14 protein-coding genes and 1 tRNA gene are annotated in these 15,695 nt (G+C 65.5%); 7 read left to right on the top strand and 8 right to left on the bottom strand.

Annotated elements, in window-relative coordinates; all coding sequences use genetic code 11:
• The first annotated feature begins 215 nt into the window (after positions 1-215).
• A complete protein-coding gene (locus BMW66_RS03065) occupies positions 216-683 on the top strand; it encodes an MmcB family DNA repair protein (protein WP_093115266.1) in 468 nt (155 codons plus the stop codon).
• An 18-nt stretch (positions 684-701) separates the two neighbouring features.
• On the opposite strand, the gene BMW66_RS03060 is transcribed toward BMW66_RS03065, so the two are convergent.
• Positions 702-1,319: a PAS and helix-turn-helix domain-containing protein gene (locus BMW66_RS03060; RefSeq protein ID WP_245729323.1), complete on the bottom strand. Its 618-nt coding sequence runs from the start codon at positions 1,317-1,319 to the stop codon at positions 702-704.
• 103 nt (positions 1,320-1,422) lie between these two features.
• Complete coding sequence (purD, locus tag BMW66_RS03055; protein ID WP_093115261.1) at positions 1,423-2,685, bottom strand: phosphoribosylamine--glycine ligase; 1,263 nt, start codon at positions 2,683-2,685, stop codon at positions 1,423-1,425.
• 75 nt (positions 2,686-2,760) lie between these two features.
• Here purD and xseA point away from each other — a divergent pair, with 75 nt between their 5' ends.
• The 3 genes from xseA to BMW66_RS03040 all read left to right on the top strand — a co-directional run bounded on the left by xseA (position 2,761) and on the right by BMW66_RS03040 (position 5,250).
• Positions 2,761-4,314 (top strand): exodeoxyribonuclease VII large subunit, encoded by a 1,554-nt coding sequence (xseA, locus tag BMW66_RS03050; RefSeq protein ID WP_093115259.1) that lies wholly within the window; start codon positions 2,761-2,763, stop codon positions 4,312-4,314.
• Positions 4,315-4,641: 327 nt separating this feature from the next.
• Positions 4,642-4,729 (top strand) — tRNA-Leu (locus tag BMW66_RS03045).
• 191 nt (positions 4,730-4,920) lie between these two features.
• Entirely contained in the window at positions 4,921-5,250 is a 330-nt protein-coding gene (locus BMW66_RS03040) for a DMT family transporter (RefSeq protein ID WP_093115415.1), read from the top strand.
• 6 nt (positions 5,251-5,256) lie between these two features.
• Here the strand turns inward: BMW66_RS03040 and BMW66_RS03035 are convergent, their stop codons facing one another.
• The 5 genes from BMW66_RS03035 to BMW66_RS03015 all read right to left on the bottom strand — a co-directional run bounded on the left by BMW66_RS03035 (position 5,257) and on the right by BMW66_RS03015 (position 11,739).
• Positions 5,257-6,012 carry a sulfotransferase-like domain-containing protein gene (locus BMW66_RS03035; RefSeq protein WP_139196112.1) on the bottom strand — a complete coding sequence of 252 codons (756 nt, stop codon included), beginning with the start codon at positions 6,010-6,012 and terminating at the stop codon, positions 5,257-5,259.
• 23 nt (positions 6,013-6,035) lie between these two features.
• Entirely contained in the window at positions 6,036-7,475 is a 1,440-nt protein-coding gene (locus BMW66_RS03030; protein WP_093115255.1) for an amidase, read from the bottom strand.
• A 26-nt stretch (positions 7,476-7,501) separates the two neighbouring features.
• The gene (locus BMW66_RS03025) at positions 7,502-9,556 is read right to left on the bottom strand and encodes an ABC transporter permease (protein ID WP_093115253.1); all 2,055 of its coding nucleotides are present in this window, start codon (positions 9,554-9,556) and stop codon (positions 7,502-7,504) included.
• Positions 9,553-10,674: a quaternary amine ABC transporter ATP-binding protein gene (locus BMW66_RS03020; protein ID WP_093115251.1), complete on the bottom strand. Its 1,122-nt coding sequence runs from the start codon at positions 10,672-10,674 to the stop codon at positions 9,553-9,555. The genes BMW66_RS03025 and BMW66_RS03020 overlap by 4 nt, the downstream gene beginning before the upstream one ends.
• Before the next feature lie 126 nt (positions 10,675-10,800).
• On the bottom strand, positions 10,801-11,739 hold the full coding sequence (locus BMW66_RS03015) for an ABC transporter substrate-binding protein (RefSeq protein ID WP_093115249.1): 939 nt from the start codon (positions 11,737-11,739) through the stop codon (positions 10,801-10,803).
• A gap of 153 nt (positions 11,740-11,892) precedes the next feature.
• On the opposite strand from BMW66_RS03015, the gene BMW66_RS03010 reads away from it, so the two are divergent.
• On the top strand, positions 11,893-12,684 hold the full coding sequence (locus BMW66_RS03010) for an MBL fold metallo-hydrolase (protein WP_093115247.1): 792 nt from the start codon (positions 11,893-11,895) through the stop codon (positions 12,682-12,684).
• 53 nt (positions 12,685-12,737) lie between these two features.
• The gene (locus tag BMW66_RS03005; protein WP_093115245.1) at positions 12,738-13,895 is read left to right on the top strand and encodes an iron-containing alcohol dehydrogenase; all 1,158 of its coding nucleotides are present in this window, start codon (positions 12,738-12,740) and stop codon (positions 13,893-13,895) included.
• A 67-nt stretch (positions 13,896-13,962) separates the two neighbouring features.
• Here BMW66_RS03005 and BMW66_RS03000 read toward each other — a convergent pair whose 3' ends face one another.
• Positions 13,963-14,856, bottom strand: a complete 894-nt coding sequence (locus BMW66_RS03000) for a fatty acid desaturase family protein (RefSeq protein WP_093115243.1) — start codon at positions 14,854-14,856, stop codon at positions 13,963-13,965.
• Between the two features lie 187 nt (positions 14,857-15,043).
• On the opposite strand from BMW66_RS03000, the gene betI reads away from it, so the two are divergent.
• Positions 15,044-15,667, top strand: a complete 624-nt coding sequence (betI, locus tag BMW66_RS02995; RefSeq protein ID WP_175483147.1) for a transcriptional regulator BetI — start codon at positions 15,044-15,046, stop codon at positions 15,665-15,667.
• Positions 15,668-15,695 lie beyond the last annotated feature (28 nt).

Here is a 15,695-nt window from a genome sequence, read left to right as displayed (position 1 = left end):
GGCACCAGGTAGCCAGACCACGATCTGACCAGAGCCAGCTCCCTCGGAATTGCTTAAGGCCACCGGAATGCAACCGTGTAACGAGAGGGGCAGAACCCGCCACTGCCTGAGATAGGCTCCAAGAGGGCCGGCGGCAAGGGGGCGATCGAAATTTCGCAAATGATCCCGTCGTCCTGCCCCTTGATGTTCGTTCACCTTATGTTCATGATTGTGCGATGATACGACCAGATCAGGAATTGCAGCCGGGGCAGTTGCTCGCGCGCGGGGTCTGCCGCCATCTGCGCAGTCACGGATTCGTCTCGGTGGAGGAGTTCGTGCCGGTGCGCGGGCTGCGCGTGGATGTCATGGCGCTTGGCCCCAAGGGGGAGCTTTGGGTGATCGAATGCAAATCGAGTCGGACCGATTACCTGTCGGACCGCAAGTGGAGCGGGTATCTCGACTGGTGCGACCGCTTCTTTTGGGCGGTGGATGAGGCGTTCCCGGCTGAGATGCTGCCCGATGAGACCGGGTTGATTGTCGCCGATTCCCATGACGCGGAGATCTTGCGCATGGCACCCGAGGGCCGGCTTCCGGCGGCGCGGCGCAAGGTGATGATCCGGAAATTCGCCACCCATGCCGCGCGCCGCCTGCAAGCCTATCGCGATCCCAAACTGCCGCCCCTGCCGGAGGTGGAGCCCGATTGAGGGCTCGAGGCGCGCGCCCTAACCCGCCGTCATCCGGCTGGCGTTGATCACATGATCGCCGCCGATCGCGCCGAGGGACTGGAACAGGCCCGCGGTGTTCGACACGCCGAATTTCTTCAGCAGCTTGGCGCGATGCACCTCCACCGTGCGATAGGACATCTCCAGCGACAGGGCGATTTCCTTGGAGGTCTTGCCCTCGCCCAGCAGCGAGAAAACCTCTCGCTCGCGCCGGGTGAGCGGCTGGTAGGGGCGGGTTTCCGACAGGTCCGCGAAGCTCCAGACCGCGCGCATGAGCGGCGTCTCCGGGGTGAAGGTATGGCCGCGCACTCTCACCCAGAACAGATCCCCGCCGTTGCGCCTCATCACCCGCTCATCCCAGTAGGGCAGGCTCTGGCTCAGCACCTTGTCGCCGCGGCTGCGGATGTTCACGAACTCCTCTTCGGAGGGGTAGAGAAAATCGAACAGCCGGTCGCGCAGCTCGCCGCGTTCATAGCGAAACATCGCGGCGAAGGTGTTGTTGCAGTCCCGGATCACGCGGTTCTCTGTCACCACGAGGCCCACCGGCGCATGGGTGAACGCCAGCGCGGCAAAGTCCCGGTTGCGGTAGCAGTCGTCTATTGACGGCAGGTCGGTGATGGCGTGGCCCCCGATGTCGTTGCTGTGAAATATCCCCCAGGCCGCAGGATAGGTCACCCCGCCGCAACCTGCAAATCCCAATCCCGCGGCGCCGGGGCCGCGCTCAGAGCGCGCGCCAGCCGATGTCGTGCCGGTAGAACCCTTCGGGCCAGTCGATCGCCTCGACCATCGCGTAGGCCCGCTCGCGGGCATCGCGCAGCGTCTCGCCGCGCGCGGTGACATTGAGAACGCGGCCCCCGCTGGCGGTGATCGCACCGTGCGTCGCGGTGGTTCCGGCATGAAAGACCATGCGCGCGCTGTCTTCGGGCAGCGCATCCAGCCCCTTGATCACGCTGCCCTTTTCATAGGCGCCGGGATAGCCGTTGGCGGCCATCACCACGGTCAGGGCATGATCGTCGGCCCAGTTCACACGCGCCTGCGCCAGCCGTCCTTCGGCGGCGGCATGCATCAGGTCGAACGCCTGCGCGCCAAGCCGCATCATCAGAACCTGGCATTCGGGATCGCCGAAGCGGACATTGTATTCCACCAGACGGGGCGTTTCGTTCTCGATCATCAATCCGGCATAGAGCACCCCCTGAAAGGGCGTGCCGCGCCGGGCCATTTCCGCCACCGTGGGGCGGATGATCTCGTCCAGCGCCTTCTGCGCGATGGCGTCGGTGAGCACCGGGGCGGGGGAATAGGCGCCCATGCCACCTGTGTTGGGGCCGGTATCGCCCTCTCCCACGCGCTTGTGATCTTGTGCGGTGCCGATGGGCAGGACCGTCTCGCCGTCGCAGAGCACGAAGAAAGAGGCTTCCTCGCCCTCCATGAACTCCTCGATCACGACCTCGGCGCCCGCCGCGCCGAACTCACCGCCGAACATGTCGTCGATGGCGTCGAGCGCGGTCTGCTCATCCATCGCCACGATCACGCCCTTGCCCGCCGCGAGCCCGTCGGCCTTGACCACGATGGGCGCGCCCTGCGCGCGCACATGGGCCCTCGCGGGGCCGGCTTCGGTGAAATGGGCATAGCCGGCCGTGGGCGCGCCCGAGGCGGCGCAGATCTCCTTGGTGAAGCTCTTGGACGCCTCTAGCCGGGCGGCGGCGGCCGACGGGCCGAAGACAAGCAGCCCGGCCTCACGCAAGCGGTCGGCCACCCCTGCGGCCAGCGGCGCCTCGGGGCCGATGATCACGAAATCAATCGCGTTCTCCTCGGCGAAATTGACCACGGCGGTGCGGTTGTCGATGTCGAGCGCGGCGCAGGTGGCGATCTGCGCGATCCCGGCATTGCCCGGCGCCACGATGAGCTTGTCGCACTTGGGATTCTGCATCACCGCCCAGGCCAGCGCATGCTCGCGTCCGCCACTGCCGAGAATGAGGATGTTCATGGGGGATGCGCTCCTGCTTGGCCTTCCGTTGCGCGCGTTCTAAGGTGCCGCCAGCCAAGAGACAAGCGAGGCGAGATGTCCGACCTGATCGATGAGCCCGAAGAGGGCGCGAACGCCCCGGAATTCACCGTCACCGAGATCAGCGGTGCGATCAAGCGCGTGATCGAGGGGGAGTTCGGCCACGTCCGCATTCGCGGCGAGATCGGTCGGGTGAGCCGTCCCCGGTCGGGTCACATCTACCTCGATCTCAAGGATGACCGCAGCGTGCTGTCCGGCGTGATCTGGAAGGGCGTGGCCGCGCGTCTGGCGACCCGCCCCGAGGAGGGGCTGGAGGTTGTCGCCGTCGGCCGCATCACCACATTCGGCGGGCAGTCGAAATACCAGATCGTCATCGAGGATATCCGTCCGGCGGGGGTCGGTGCCCTGATGGCGATGCTGGAAAAGCGCAAGAAAGCGTTGCAGGCCGAGGGCTTGTTCGATCCGGCGCGCAAGCGGCCGCTGCCCTATCTGCCAGATGTGATCGGGGTCGTCACCTCCCCCTCCGGCGCGGTGATCCGCGACATCCTGCACCGTCTGCGGGATCGGTTTCCGCGCAAGGTGCTGATCTGGCCGGTGGCCGTGCAGGGCGAAATATGCGCCCCCGAAGTGGCGCGCGCGATCGAGGGATTCAACCGGCTGACACCGGGCGGACCGCTTCCCCGGCCCGACCTGATCATCGTGGCGCGCGGCGGTGGCTCGATCGAGGATCTGTGGGGCTTTAACGAAGAAGCGGTGGTGCGGGCGGCGGCGGCTTCGCAGATCCCGCTGATCTCGGCGGTCGGCCATGAGACCGACACCACGCTGATCGATCTCGCGGCCGACCGGCGCGCGCCGACGCCCACGGCGGCGGCGGAACTGGCGGTGCCGGTGCGGATGGAGCTTCTGAGCTGGACGGACGATCAGGGCGCGCGGCTGACACGGGCTCTCGGCTATGCGATTACGCAGCGAAACCAGAGACTTAGAGATATGTCCCGTGCGTTGCCCCGGCCTCGGACGCTGACCGAATGGGCCGCGCAGAAGCTCGATACGGTGGGCGCGCGGCTGCCGCAGGCGCTGATCCGGGGCGTGGACCAGCGGCGGCTTCGGCTGAGCCATGTCACCGGCAGCCTGCGCCCCTCGGCCCTGCGCCGGACCGTGCAAGGCAAGCGCGAGCAACTTCAGGCGCGCGCCCCGCGTCTGGCGCCGGCCCTGAAACGCAGCGCGGAGCGGCGGCGCGAGATGCTGAACGCGCGGGCGGAGCGCCTGTCCCCGCAACCGATCCTGCAGGAGATCGCCCGGGAAAAACGCCGTGTAACAGACCTTTCCGCGCGCCTGGAGAAGGCCGGAAAGGCGCAGATCACCACACGCGGTGAGCGGTTGACGGCCTGGGGACGGATGCTTGACACGCTGAGCTATCAGGCGACGCTGCAGCGTGGCTATGCCGTGGTCTGGGGCGATGGCGCGGTGGTCACGACAAGGGCCGCCGCGGGGGCGGCGCAAGCGCTGGAGATCGAGTTCGCGGATGGGCGGTTCACACCCGGTCAGAGTCAGCCGGGCCCGCGAAAATCCACGCCGAAGAAGACGCCTCCGGAACAGGGGAACCTCTTCTGATACGAATCATGGTTAACACGCTGAAATCGCTAAAAAAGCCGTTTCGGTATCACGTCGGTATCGCGTCGGTATCGCGTCGGTGTCGAACTTCGCGCCACGCCGTCTTTGGCCGCTGTGAACGCGGCGGGCGTTGCTTTTTCGAGTATTTTCGGAACAGAGAAAGGGCAGGACGTCTGCCGCATCTTCTCGGGTCAAATACCGTGGGGGGGGTGAACCCCCCAACAGGCGTGTGAGTCGCGCCGCAAGGCGCCCCTTTTGAAAACGCGCCCGTCGAATGGGGGTTTTCCCCCGCGACGAATGCGGTCTATGGTCCGCTCCGCGCCGGATGCGGGCGTGATGGAATGGTAGACATATCAGACTTAAAATCTGAAGGGGCTTTCGCCCCGTGTGGGTTCGAGTCCCACCGCCCGCACCATAGCCCCGCCCGTGCAGGGCCGGAGCGGTGCGGGTTGAAAGGCCTTGAGCGCCGGAGGATCTTGTGCCACATCCTGAAGCGGCAGATTTCCCGGGGATGTCGGCCTTGAGTCGTGCGTGTGTCCCAGCGGCGGAGCAGACAGACACGGCGGGAACGGCGCAGGGGCCTCCGCCATTTTCATGGAGCCCTCGATGCATTGGCTTTATCTGGCCGTGGCGGTCCTGTTCGAAACCATCGGCACGACCGCGTTGCAGGCCAGCCAGCAATTCTCGCGCCTTGGCCCGTCCGTCGTGATGGTGGCAAGCTACGCGGTGTCCTTTTACCTTCTGGCGCTGACACTGCGGGTCATGCCGGTCGGGGTCGTCTATGCGATCTGGTCGGGGCTCGGGATCTGTTTCATCGCGATGATCGCTTATTTCCTGTTCGGTCAGAAACTCGATTTTCCCGCGATCGTCGGGATGGTGATGATCATTGGCGGGATCGCGGTGATCAACCTGTTCTCGAACACCACCACCCACTGACGCCGGTCAGAGCGCGCGGGCGCGCAGTTTTTCGTAGAACGGCCAGTGATGATCCAGCATCGCCCGCAGGCGCGGCGCCTTGTGGGCCGCCGCTTCGAACACCTCGTCGGCGTCGGGCAGGGTTTCGGGCGCGCGGATGCGGTCGTGCGACAGCGCCTCGCGGTGCCAGTTCGCCACGCCTTCCCAGTCCTTCGGCCGTCCCGCCGCCCCGAGGTCGAGCGCATGCGGCGCCGGCGGCAACCCGCCGGCGGCAAAGAGCGCGTCGGCGCTGGTCTGCGGGTCGGCCTGCACGCGGTCGGCCTCCAGCACGAGGGGCCAGACGCCCAGCCGTTCGGCGATATGGGAGGCGTGGCGGTACTGCGCCTCCAGCCCGATCTCGGGCAGGCTCAGCTCCGGGTCCAGCTTGTAATACGAGGCGATGGAGCGGCGCGGATCGCGCACCAGAAAGACATTGGCGACCCGGGTGAGCAGGTCATCGTCGGTGAGGGCGTCGGGGATGACGTAATAGCTCATGTCCTTGAAGAACACCGGCCCGGCTTCTGCCGCGTCGAACAGCATGGTCTTGATCGCGTCATAGCGTTGCGGGTGATCGTCCTGCGGTTCGAAATGCGGAAAGCGGCCGCGGCCCTCGCCGAGGTAGTAGTGATACATGAACGGCTCGTGGAAGCATTTCACGTCGCCGCGCGCGCGCATCATCCGCTCCATCGCCGTGGACATGGATCTGGGGTGGCACCAGAGGGCGATCAGGGGATGTTTGCTCACGGGCGGGGCTTTCGTTGTGCGGGTCAGGCGGCGGTCGGCGGGCGGCGCTGCGCCCAGGGGGCGGCCTGCTCCAACTGCCGGGCGAGGCGGAGGAGCAGCGCATCCTCGCCCACCCGCGCGGCAAGCTGCATCCCGACGGGCAGGCCATCGGCCCCCTGATGAAGGGGCACCGACATGGCGGGCTGCCCGGTCAAGTTGAAGATCTCGGTATAGGGGGCGAAGGCCTCGGCCAGATCGCCCCAGTCGTCGACGCCGCGGCGCGCCGCGTCGCCCAGCAGCCCCGAGGCGGGCGGGGGCGTGGCCGTCACCGGGGACAGGAGGATGTCGAAGGGCGCCATCACCTCCGCCACGCGGCGGCGGATGTCCCAGCGGGTGCGGCGCAGACGCGCGGCATCCGTCATCGTCAACCGAGCCGCCGCTTCGAGGCCGAAGCGCACGATCGGGCCAAGCTCGTCGTTTTGCGGCGCGCGTCCGAGCGCCTGGCTGCGTTGCTCGACGAGCAGGGCGATTTCAGAGGCCCAGAGGGGCGCGGCCGCCTCTGCCGCGTCGATATGGCCGGGCCAGTCGAAGGGTGCGACGTGGTGTCCGAGGGACTCCAGAAGCTGGCCGGTTCGGGTCAGCAGTTCCGCGATCTCCGCTTCGGGGTGCTGGCCGGTGGCGGCGGCGGCGCAGAGGCCGATGCGCAGCGGTGGCGGCGGCTGAACGAGGGCCGCGAGATAGCCGCCTGCGGGGGGCGCGGCCAGCGGGCAGGGGGTGCCCGTCTCCGGCGCGGCGGTGGCGTCGAGCATGGCGGCGGAATCGCGCACGCTCCGGCTTAGGACATGATCACAGTTGAGCCCGCCCACGAGAGGGCCGAGCGGGGAGCCGGTGGCCACCCGCCCGCTTGTGGGTTTGAAACCGAACAGCCCGCAGCAGGCGGCGGGCACGCGGATAGAGCCGCCGGAATCGGAGGCATGCGCCATGGGCACCATCCCGGCGGCCACCGCCGCCGCCGCACCGCCGCTCGACCCGCCGGGGGTACGCGCCTTGTCCCAAGGGTTGAGCGTGGGGCCGTAAAGCTCCGGCTCGCAGGCGAAGTCGGTGGCAAACTCGGGCGTGTTGCTGCGCCCGATGACGGCGAGACCGGCGGCGCGCCAGCGCCGTGCGAGCGCGCTGTCGGCGGTGGCGCTGTCGGCGCCGTCGAAGAAGCGGCAGGCGTGTGTGAGCGGCCATCCCCGCACCTGCACATTGATGTCCTTGGCCAGGAACGGAACGCCCGTGAACGGCGCGCCGGAGGGCACCGCCCGCGCCGCGGCGCGCGCTTGCGTGTCGTCGCGCAGGATCACCGCGTTGAGCGCGGGGTTGAGCCGATCGATCTGCGCCAGGGCGGCCTCTGTCACCTCCGCGGCGGTGACCTCGCCGGCGCGCACAAGCGCGGCGAGGCCGAGGGCGTCATGGGCGCGGTAGTCGTCGGCAGTAAGCATGAGGGGCCTTTCCTGAACCGGGGGCGTTATTTCGGGCGGCCGCCCATCGCCTGGGTCATGCGGTCGGCCAGCATGGCGATGATCGCCATGCCCACCCCGGCGACGATGCCGACGCCGAAATCGCCGTCGCCCAGACCGATATAGACCAGTTGCCCCAGATCGCTGGTGCCCACGAGCGCGGCGATGACGAGCATGGCAATGGCATACATGATCGTCTGGTTCAGCCCGAGCAGGATGACCGGCGCGGCCAGCGGGAGTTTCACACGCCACAGCAATTGCAGGGGGGTGCAGCCGCTTGCGGTGGCCGCCTCGATCACCTCTTTGGAGACGCTGCGGATGCCGTGTTCGGTGTAGCGGATCGACGGCACGATGGCGTAGGCGATGATCGCCAGAAGCGCGGTGAACTCACCGATCTTGAAGATCATCACGAAGGGAATGAGGATCACGAAAAGCGGCATGGTCTGAAGCGTGTCGTTGAACGGGCGCAGGGCGGCGGAGACGGAATCGAACTCTGCCGCCAGAACGCCGAGCGCGCCGCCGATCAGGAAGCAGAACAGCACCGCGAGGCCGCAGAGGTAGATCGAGAGCATCGCCTCTTCCCACACCCCGGCGAGCAGCAGGAAGCCAAGCCCCGCCAACATGCCGAGCGCGAGCCGCCGGCCCCCGGTCTGATAGGCCAGAAGGGTCGCCATGGCGATCAGGGCCGGCCAGGGCATGCCGGTGATCCCGACGAAAAGCAGCATACCGAAGAAGATCACCAGCGCCGCCGCGCGCCAGCTTCGCCGCTGCCACGACAGCGCCGCCAGTGCCAGCACGGCAACAGCGTAGCCGATCTTGAGCGTGTCGGTGAAGGCAAACCCCCAGGAGAAGGGGGTGATCGTCTTTTCCAAGCCCATTTTCACCGGCAGCATGACGAAGAAGAAGGCCACCTGCTTGATATAGTTGATGGTCACGGTGAATTCGGTGACGATATACTGGACTGCGGAATTGAGCCGTCCGGCGGGGTAGAATTCCCATGCGGCGGGGTAGGTTTTCAGGAACGGTAGCACCTGCGCCAGAGCCGTGATCGCGATGGCCAGAACCAGTGCGGAGAGCCACAGCACCCTTGGCCGGGCCCATTCGAGCGCCTCCGGCCCGCTGGTATCGCGCCGGGCGATCTGCGCAGTGAGGCGATCCATGACCATCGCCATGAAGGCGATGACCAGCCCCAGAAGCAGGCTTTCGCCGAATTCCGCGCGGCGGATGGATTTGAGCACCTCCCAGCCGATGTCGGCGGTGCCGCCGATGATCGAGGCGATGATCACCATCGAGAACGCCGCCATCGTCGTCTGGTTCACGCCCAAAAGGATCTGACGCATGGCGCTTGGCACGCGGACGCGCCAGAAAAGCTGCCGTCTGGTGGCGCCGGACATGCTTCCGGCCTCGATCACCTCGCTGTTGACCGCGCCCAGTCCCATCGTGGTGTTGCGCACCATCGGCGGCACCGCGTAGAGCAGGCTGGCGATCAGACCGACCACCGGGCCGAACCCGAACAGCAGCAGGATGGGCAGAAGGTAGGCAAAGGCCGGGATGGTCTGCATCATGTCCATCGTGGGGCGGATGATGCGGTCGGCCCGGTCGCTTGCGAACCCGAGCGCGCCGGTGAAGAAGCCGATGATCACCGCCATAGGCACCGACAGGGCGACCAGCGCGAGCGAATTCATCGCCTCTGTCCAGAAGCCGATCAGGACCATGTAGAACATCGCCGCGAAGGAAAACACCGCCAGCTTCCAGCCCGATACCGCATAGGCCATGAAGGCGACCAGCGCGACGATCGCCGCCCAGGGCAGGCTGTTGATCCCGTCGCGAATCCAGCGCATCAGCACCGAGAGCTGATCGGAGAACGCCCGGAAATAGATGCCGAAGGAGTCGATCACCCAGTTCATGCCCGCATTCAGCCAGGGCGTCAGCGGGACCGCCCACCCGTCGGGAAAGCGGATCGCCCAGGGCAGGGCGTCGCGTTGCAAAAGCAGGACAAGCGTCAGTGCGATCAGGACGGCCCATGCGGAGCCGCCTGAAACCCATCGCCGGATCTCTGTCATGCCGTCTCTTTCGCGATTTCGCTGCCGTCTTCGTCCATGGCAGCGTCGTGAGCCTTTGTGCGCTTTGCCAGCGCGTCGATCAGGCTTTCGGGCGTGACCTGTCCGATGACGCGATCGCCCTTGCGCACGATCACGGAGTCATGGCGCCCGGCCATTTGCGGCAGAAGGTCTTCCAGCGTGGCGGTCGAATCGACCTCGGGCAGACCCTCGGGGGTTTCCTGCGCGCCGCCGGGGGCAAGGGCGTCGGCCGCCGTCATGACCCGCACCAGCGGAACGTCGCGGGTGAATTCCGCGACATAGGAATCGGCGGGGTCGGTGATCAGGTCGACCGGGCTGCCGATCTGGACGACCATGCCGTCGCGCATCAGCATGATCCGGTCCGCGATGCGCAGCGCCTCGAGAAAGTCGTGGGTGATGAAGATGATGGATTTTTTCAGCGTGCTTTGAATATGCAGGAACTCGTCCTGCATCTGGCGCCGGATCATGGGATCGAGCGCGGAAAACGGCTCATCGAGAAGCCAGAGATCGGGCTCCACGGCGAGGGAGCGAGCAATGCCCACGCGCTGCTGCTGTCCGCCCGAGAGTTGATGCGGGTAGCTGTCCTCGCGCCCTTCGAGACCGACCAGCGAGATGACGTTTTCCACGCGCTTGCGGCGTTCCTTTTCCGGCATGCCCTGAAGCGCCAGCGGAAAGGTCACGTTCTCGATCACGTTCAGATGCGGCATCAGGCCGAAGTTCTGAAAGACCATGCCCATCTTGTGGCGCCGGATCTCGATCAGCTCGCGCGCGGATTTGCGCAGCAGATCCTCACCGTCGAGCAGCACCTCGCCATAGGTGGGTTCGACCAGACGCGACAGGCAGCGCAGGACCGTCGATTTCCCGGACCCCGACAGGCCCATGATGACGAAGATCTCGCCCTGCGCGACCTCGAAGTTGACATCGACGGCCGCGGGGATCAGCCCGTCGTCGCGCATCCGTTCCGCGAGTGAAGCCGGGTCGCGGAGCGCGTCTTGATCCTTGAACCAGGTTTCCGGCTTTGTGCCGAACACCTTCCACAGATTTCGGCACACCAGCTTCGGCTCCGGCGTGTTCGATCGCGGGGTATCGTCGTCGGGCATATGTCGTCCTCGGCGGGAATGATGCTCAAACGCCCGGACCCGAAAGCCCGGGCGCAAAGAGCCAGTGTCGTCCGATTGAAGGCGGGGGACGACGAAGGCGCCCCCCGCGCGTTGTTATGACGCCGATCAGTCCTGCGCGGCGCGGGCGGCTTCGATCCAGGGCGTCCAGATCTCCTCGTTCTCGGCGATCCAGCCAGCGGCGGCATCTTCGACCGACATGCCCTGCTGATCGACCTGAAGGATCATCTCGTTCTGCGAGGCGTTGTCCATGGTGAACGCCTCTGCGAGCGCGTAGGCGTCGGGCCATGTCTCTGCGAAATCGCGGTTGACCAGCTTGCCGACATTGGCCTGGGCAAAGCCGCAGGCGTCGCCGCGCGTCTGGTTGGATTCGTCGCAGACACCGTTCTCGGGCGCATCCCATTCGATCCAGTTGAAATCAAACTCCGCGAAGAGCCAGTGCGGCTCCCAGAACATCATCAGCATGGGCTGCTGCGCCGCGACCGCGCTGCGCAACTCGGCGATCATCGCGCCTTCGCTGCCACCGGCGACCGGCTGAAACGGCAGATCGAGCGCCGCGACGAGATCACGCGAACGGGTGCCCCAGTCGGCCGGATAGGTGATCAGGCGACCGTTGGGAAATGTGTCGGCGGCGGCGAATGCCTGTGCGCAGTCGTAGAGCGCCTCATAGGCGGGCAGGCCGGGGCACTGCTCTTCCATATAGGGGGGGTAGATCCACCCCTCACGCGATTGCAGGCCGAGCGGGCCGACGATCACGATATCGCCGACGGCGAGGGCGTCGGGGTAGATGTCTCCAACGTTGTTGTCCCAGAACTCGGGCTGGAAATGCAATGTGCCCTGTGCCATCGCGGCAAGCTGTGGCACGGCGCCGGCGGTCACGTATTCCACTTCGTGGTCGAGCTTTTCGAGAAGCTGACCGGCGATATGGGCCGACAGGTTCTGCCCGGTCCAGGAGTTGACGGGAATGCGGATCTCATCGGCCTGAGCGCCGGCGGCGACCAGTCCGAATGAAAGTGCCGCGGCGATTTTCGTCGTAAACTTATTCATGTTCTGTCCTCTTCTTCCCCTTGTTTGGACATTGTTCTAAGGTGCAGCCCATGCAAATACAACTATCTTGGTCGAATAACCAAATAATACCGGGGACTCTGTCGTTGCTGCACGGATATTGTGCCGAATCATATTCACGCTCCGGGTGTGTCGATGCCGGATAGGGTCGCGGAGCGGTGGTACGAAACGGTTTCGATGGGGCAGGGGGTCACGCTCATACGTGAGACCCACGTCGCGCCCTGGCTGCGGTGCAATATCTGGCATGTGCGCGGGCGCGACCGCGATCTGGTCATCGACACGGGCATGGGATTGCGCCCGCTCGTGGAGGCGGTTCCGGGGCTTGCCGTGGAGCGCCCCGCCATTGGCGTGGTCACGCATACACATTTCGACCACTCCGGCGGTCTGCATCAGTTCAAGGACCGCGCGGGGCACGCGGCAGAGGCCGCGATCATCGCCGCCCCCGATGCGCACAACACCGTCGCCGACATCGGATATGTGCGCGCCGAGACCTTTTCGGCCCTGCCCTACGACGGTTTCGACCATACGCAGTTTGCCGTGAAGCCCGCGCCCCTGACACGAATTGTCGACGAGGGCGATGTCCTCGATCTGGGGGACCGGGTGTTTCACGTTCTGCACCTGCCGGGGCATTCGCCCGGTTCCATCGCGCTTCACGAACGCGAGAGCGGGGTGCTGTTCAGCGGGGACGTCGTGTATGACGATGCGCTGCTCGACAATCTCTATCATTCCGACCCGGATGTGCTGGAGGCCTCGCTCCGGCGGTTGAAGGAGCTGCCGGTTTCGGTCATTCATGCCGGGCATTTCGCATCCTTCGGGCAGGGAAAAATGGTTGAAATCATTGACGAATACCTTGCCGGCGGGCGGCGTATCACTGACACCGGCAGCTATGTCGCGGCCGCAAGCTGCGCGCATGATTCCGACCATTGAGGCATTCGGGCAAGGCGCGCCCGGAAGATTTTCAGACAGAGCAGGAGAGACATATGAACATCCTATCCCCGGTTGACTGGACCTTTCCGGTTCCGGTTTTCCTCGGCCCCGGCAGGGTATCGGACATCGGCCCGTTTTGCGAAAGTTCCGGCATCACCGCGCCGCTCATCGTGACGGATCGCGGATCGCGGGATCTGCCCTTTGTCGGGCGGCTGCGGGAGATGCTGACCGCGCAGGGGCTGCGCGCGGCGGTGTTCAGTGACGTCAATCCGAACCCCACGGATGAGAACGCGACGGAAGGTAAGGCGGTGTTCGAGGCCGGGGCGCATGACGGCGTGATCGCCATCGGCGGGGGATCGGCCATGGACGCGGCCAAGGCGATCAGCCTGATCGTCGGGCATGATACGCCGCTGTGGTCGTTCGACTTCGACGCGACGCCCCCGGCGGCGCATGCGTTCGCGCCGCTGATCTGTGTGCCGACCACCGCCGGCACCGGCGCGGAGACCGACAGCACCGCGATGATCACCGACACCGGACGCGGTATCAAGGGCTGCGTCTGGCACCCGGAGCACCGCCCGGCGCTGGCGATACTCGATCCCGAACTGACGGTCGGCCTGCCGGCCAATCTGACCGCATGGACGGGGTGCGACGCGCTGACCCATGCGATCGAAGCCTATTGCGTGGACATGTTCCACCCGATGTGTGACGGGGCCGCGCTTGAGGCGCTGACCCTTGTGAACGGGGCGATTCGGCAGGCGGTGGCGCAGCCCGATGACCTTGAGGCGCGCATGGCGATGCTGACGGGAAGCTGTCTGGCCGGGGTGTCTTTCCTCAAGGGGCTGGGCATGGTGCATGCCGTCAGCCATATGGTCGGGGCGCTCTATGACACGCAGCACGGGCTGACAAACGCGGTTCTGTTGCCTGCGGTGCTGCGCTTCAACCGGGCCGCGATCGAGGATCGCATTCCCGCCATGTCCCACGCCCTCGGACTGGAAAGCCGGGATTTCGACGGGTTCTACGCGGCGGTTTGCGGTATTCTCGACGATCTGGAGATTCCGAAAAGCCTGGCCGAACTCGGCGTTGGCCCGGACCGGATCGAAGAGCTTGCCCGCAAGGCGAGCGGTGATCCGGCGGCCGCCACGAATCCGCGACAGGCGAGTGTCGGCGAGATCGAGGCGCTTATAGCGGAGGCGGTCGAGAAGGCGCGCTGAGGGCGCTGCCTTGGCTTGCGGATGATCCTGTCCGCGCCGGTGAGCGCGGGGCAGGAGGGGGCGGCGTTCATTCGGCCGGGCTTGCCGCGCGCGGAGCCGGGTTGGGCATCACCCCTTCGATACGCACGTCGTTTTCCTCCAGCGTCGGGCGCAGATCCTCGAAGGTCTTCTTGTAGCGATACCAGGGAATGCCGGGCATCATGTGATGGATCAGGTGATACCCTTGCCCGAGCAGCAACGCATTTCCGGCAGGCATTTCGATGATGCGCGTGTTGCGGTAGCGCCCGGTTTCTTGGTGGTCGTGATGCGGTGACCACGTGAACATGAGCAGCATCAGGCTGTTGCCGATGTACCAGGGTACGAGCCAGAGGGTCACAAGCTCAAATCCGTAGCCCATCGCGATGACCCCGATCGCCAGAGCGGTGTTGATCGCGAATCCGGTCATGGTGCGCCGTGTCGCGGCGCGCGACATCTCAAGCTCCCTGCACCGCCGGTAGAGCAGCACCGGGTTGAAGTAGTTCAGCAGCACGACCGGAAGCCGGATGAACACATAGTCCATAAACCCCGCCCGCGCCGAAATATCCGGGTCGTCATCGTGGTTGGTGATGCGGTGATGCACGAGGTGATCGGCGCGGTGGTGGTCATAGAACTGCCACAGCAACACGCCCGCAAGGCTCCCCAGCAGCCGGTCCACCCATTGCAGATCCTTGCGCATGGCGCTGATGTTCATATGCACGGCCTCGTGCAGGACGGTGTAGATGGCGTAGATGATCACCGTGTTGATCGCCCCGGCGAGCAGGTAGGACATCGTGCCCGTCATGGCCAGTGCCACGGAGGCGGCGAATCCCGCCAGACAGCCGAGTGCGAGCAGGACCGTCGGCCATGAAAACTCCGGCGTGTTCGCCCGGCCGACGGTGATTTCGTGACGAACTGTCGAATTTGCGTTGGTCGATCGGGTCATGTCGTCTTCCGTTTTTCAGCCTTGGTTCAATTTACTGGGTATATAACCATTTTTTTGGGCAATTAGTCAAATATCCTTTGAAAGGCGGGGTTGATGCTTGTTGGCGTCATCGGACTGGACAGGACACAAAGGCTGCCATAGCTTAGGGGGTGGCGGATGCCGCCGGACGCACAAAAGGAAGCCACCCTTGGCCGATCAGACCCACAAACCGCGCCCTGCACGCGGAAAACGCTCTTCCATCGCAGATATTCGGCGCCGCGAACTGGCACGGGCGGCGCTCCGCACGATCGAGAAACATGGCGTCAAGGGCGCCACAGTTCAGCGCGTCAGCGAAGAGGCCGGCATTTCGCAGGGGCTGGTGCACTATCACTACAAGACAAAGGCGGATCTGCTCGAAGCGGCCGTCAAGCTGACAAATCGACTGATCACCGAGGAAGTGCTTCTCAGGCTCCGGCAGGCGCGCACACCGCATGAGCGTGTGCTTTCGGTGCTGGAGGCCAATTTCAGCCCGGAGGTCTTCAGCAAGGAGACGGCGCAAGCCTGGGCGTCATGTTCCGGCGAGGCGGCGTTCAATCCGAGGTTCGCGCGGGTCATGAACCTGATCGAGCGCCGGCTGATCAGCAATCTCGCGCATGATCTTTGCAAGATCATGCCTGCCGATCAGGCGCGGCAGCTTGCCCGTATCCTGACGATCATGAGCGACGGGATATGGTTGCAGGCAGCGCGCTGGGACGGGGCGTTTGACCGCGAGGCGGCAGTGAAACCTGTCTGGGATCTGCTGGCGCTGGCCTCTGTGCAGTTGCACCGCTGAGGCGGTTGCAGCCCGGTGGCACTGCGCG

It is taken from the genome of Salinihabitans flavidus (genome assembly GCF_900110425.1).
GTDB lineage: Bacteria > Pseudomonadota > Alphaproteobacteria > Rhodobacterales > Rhodobacteraceae > Salinihabitans > Salinihabitans flavidus.
This window is presented reverse-complemented; position numbering and strand designations above follow the sequence as displayed.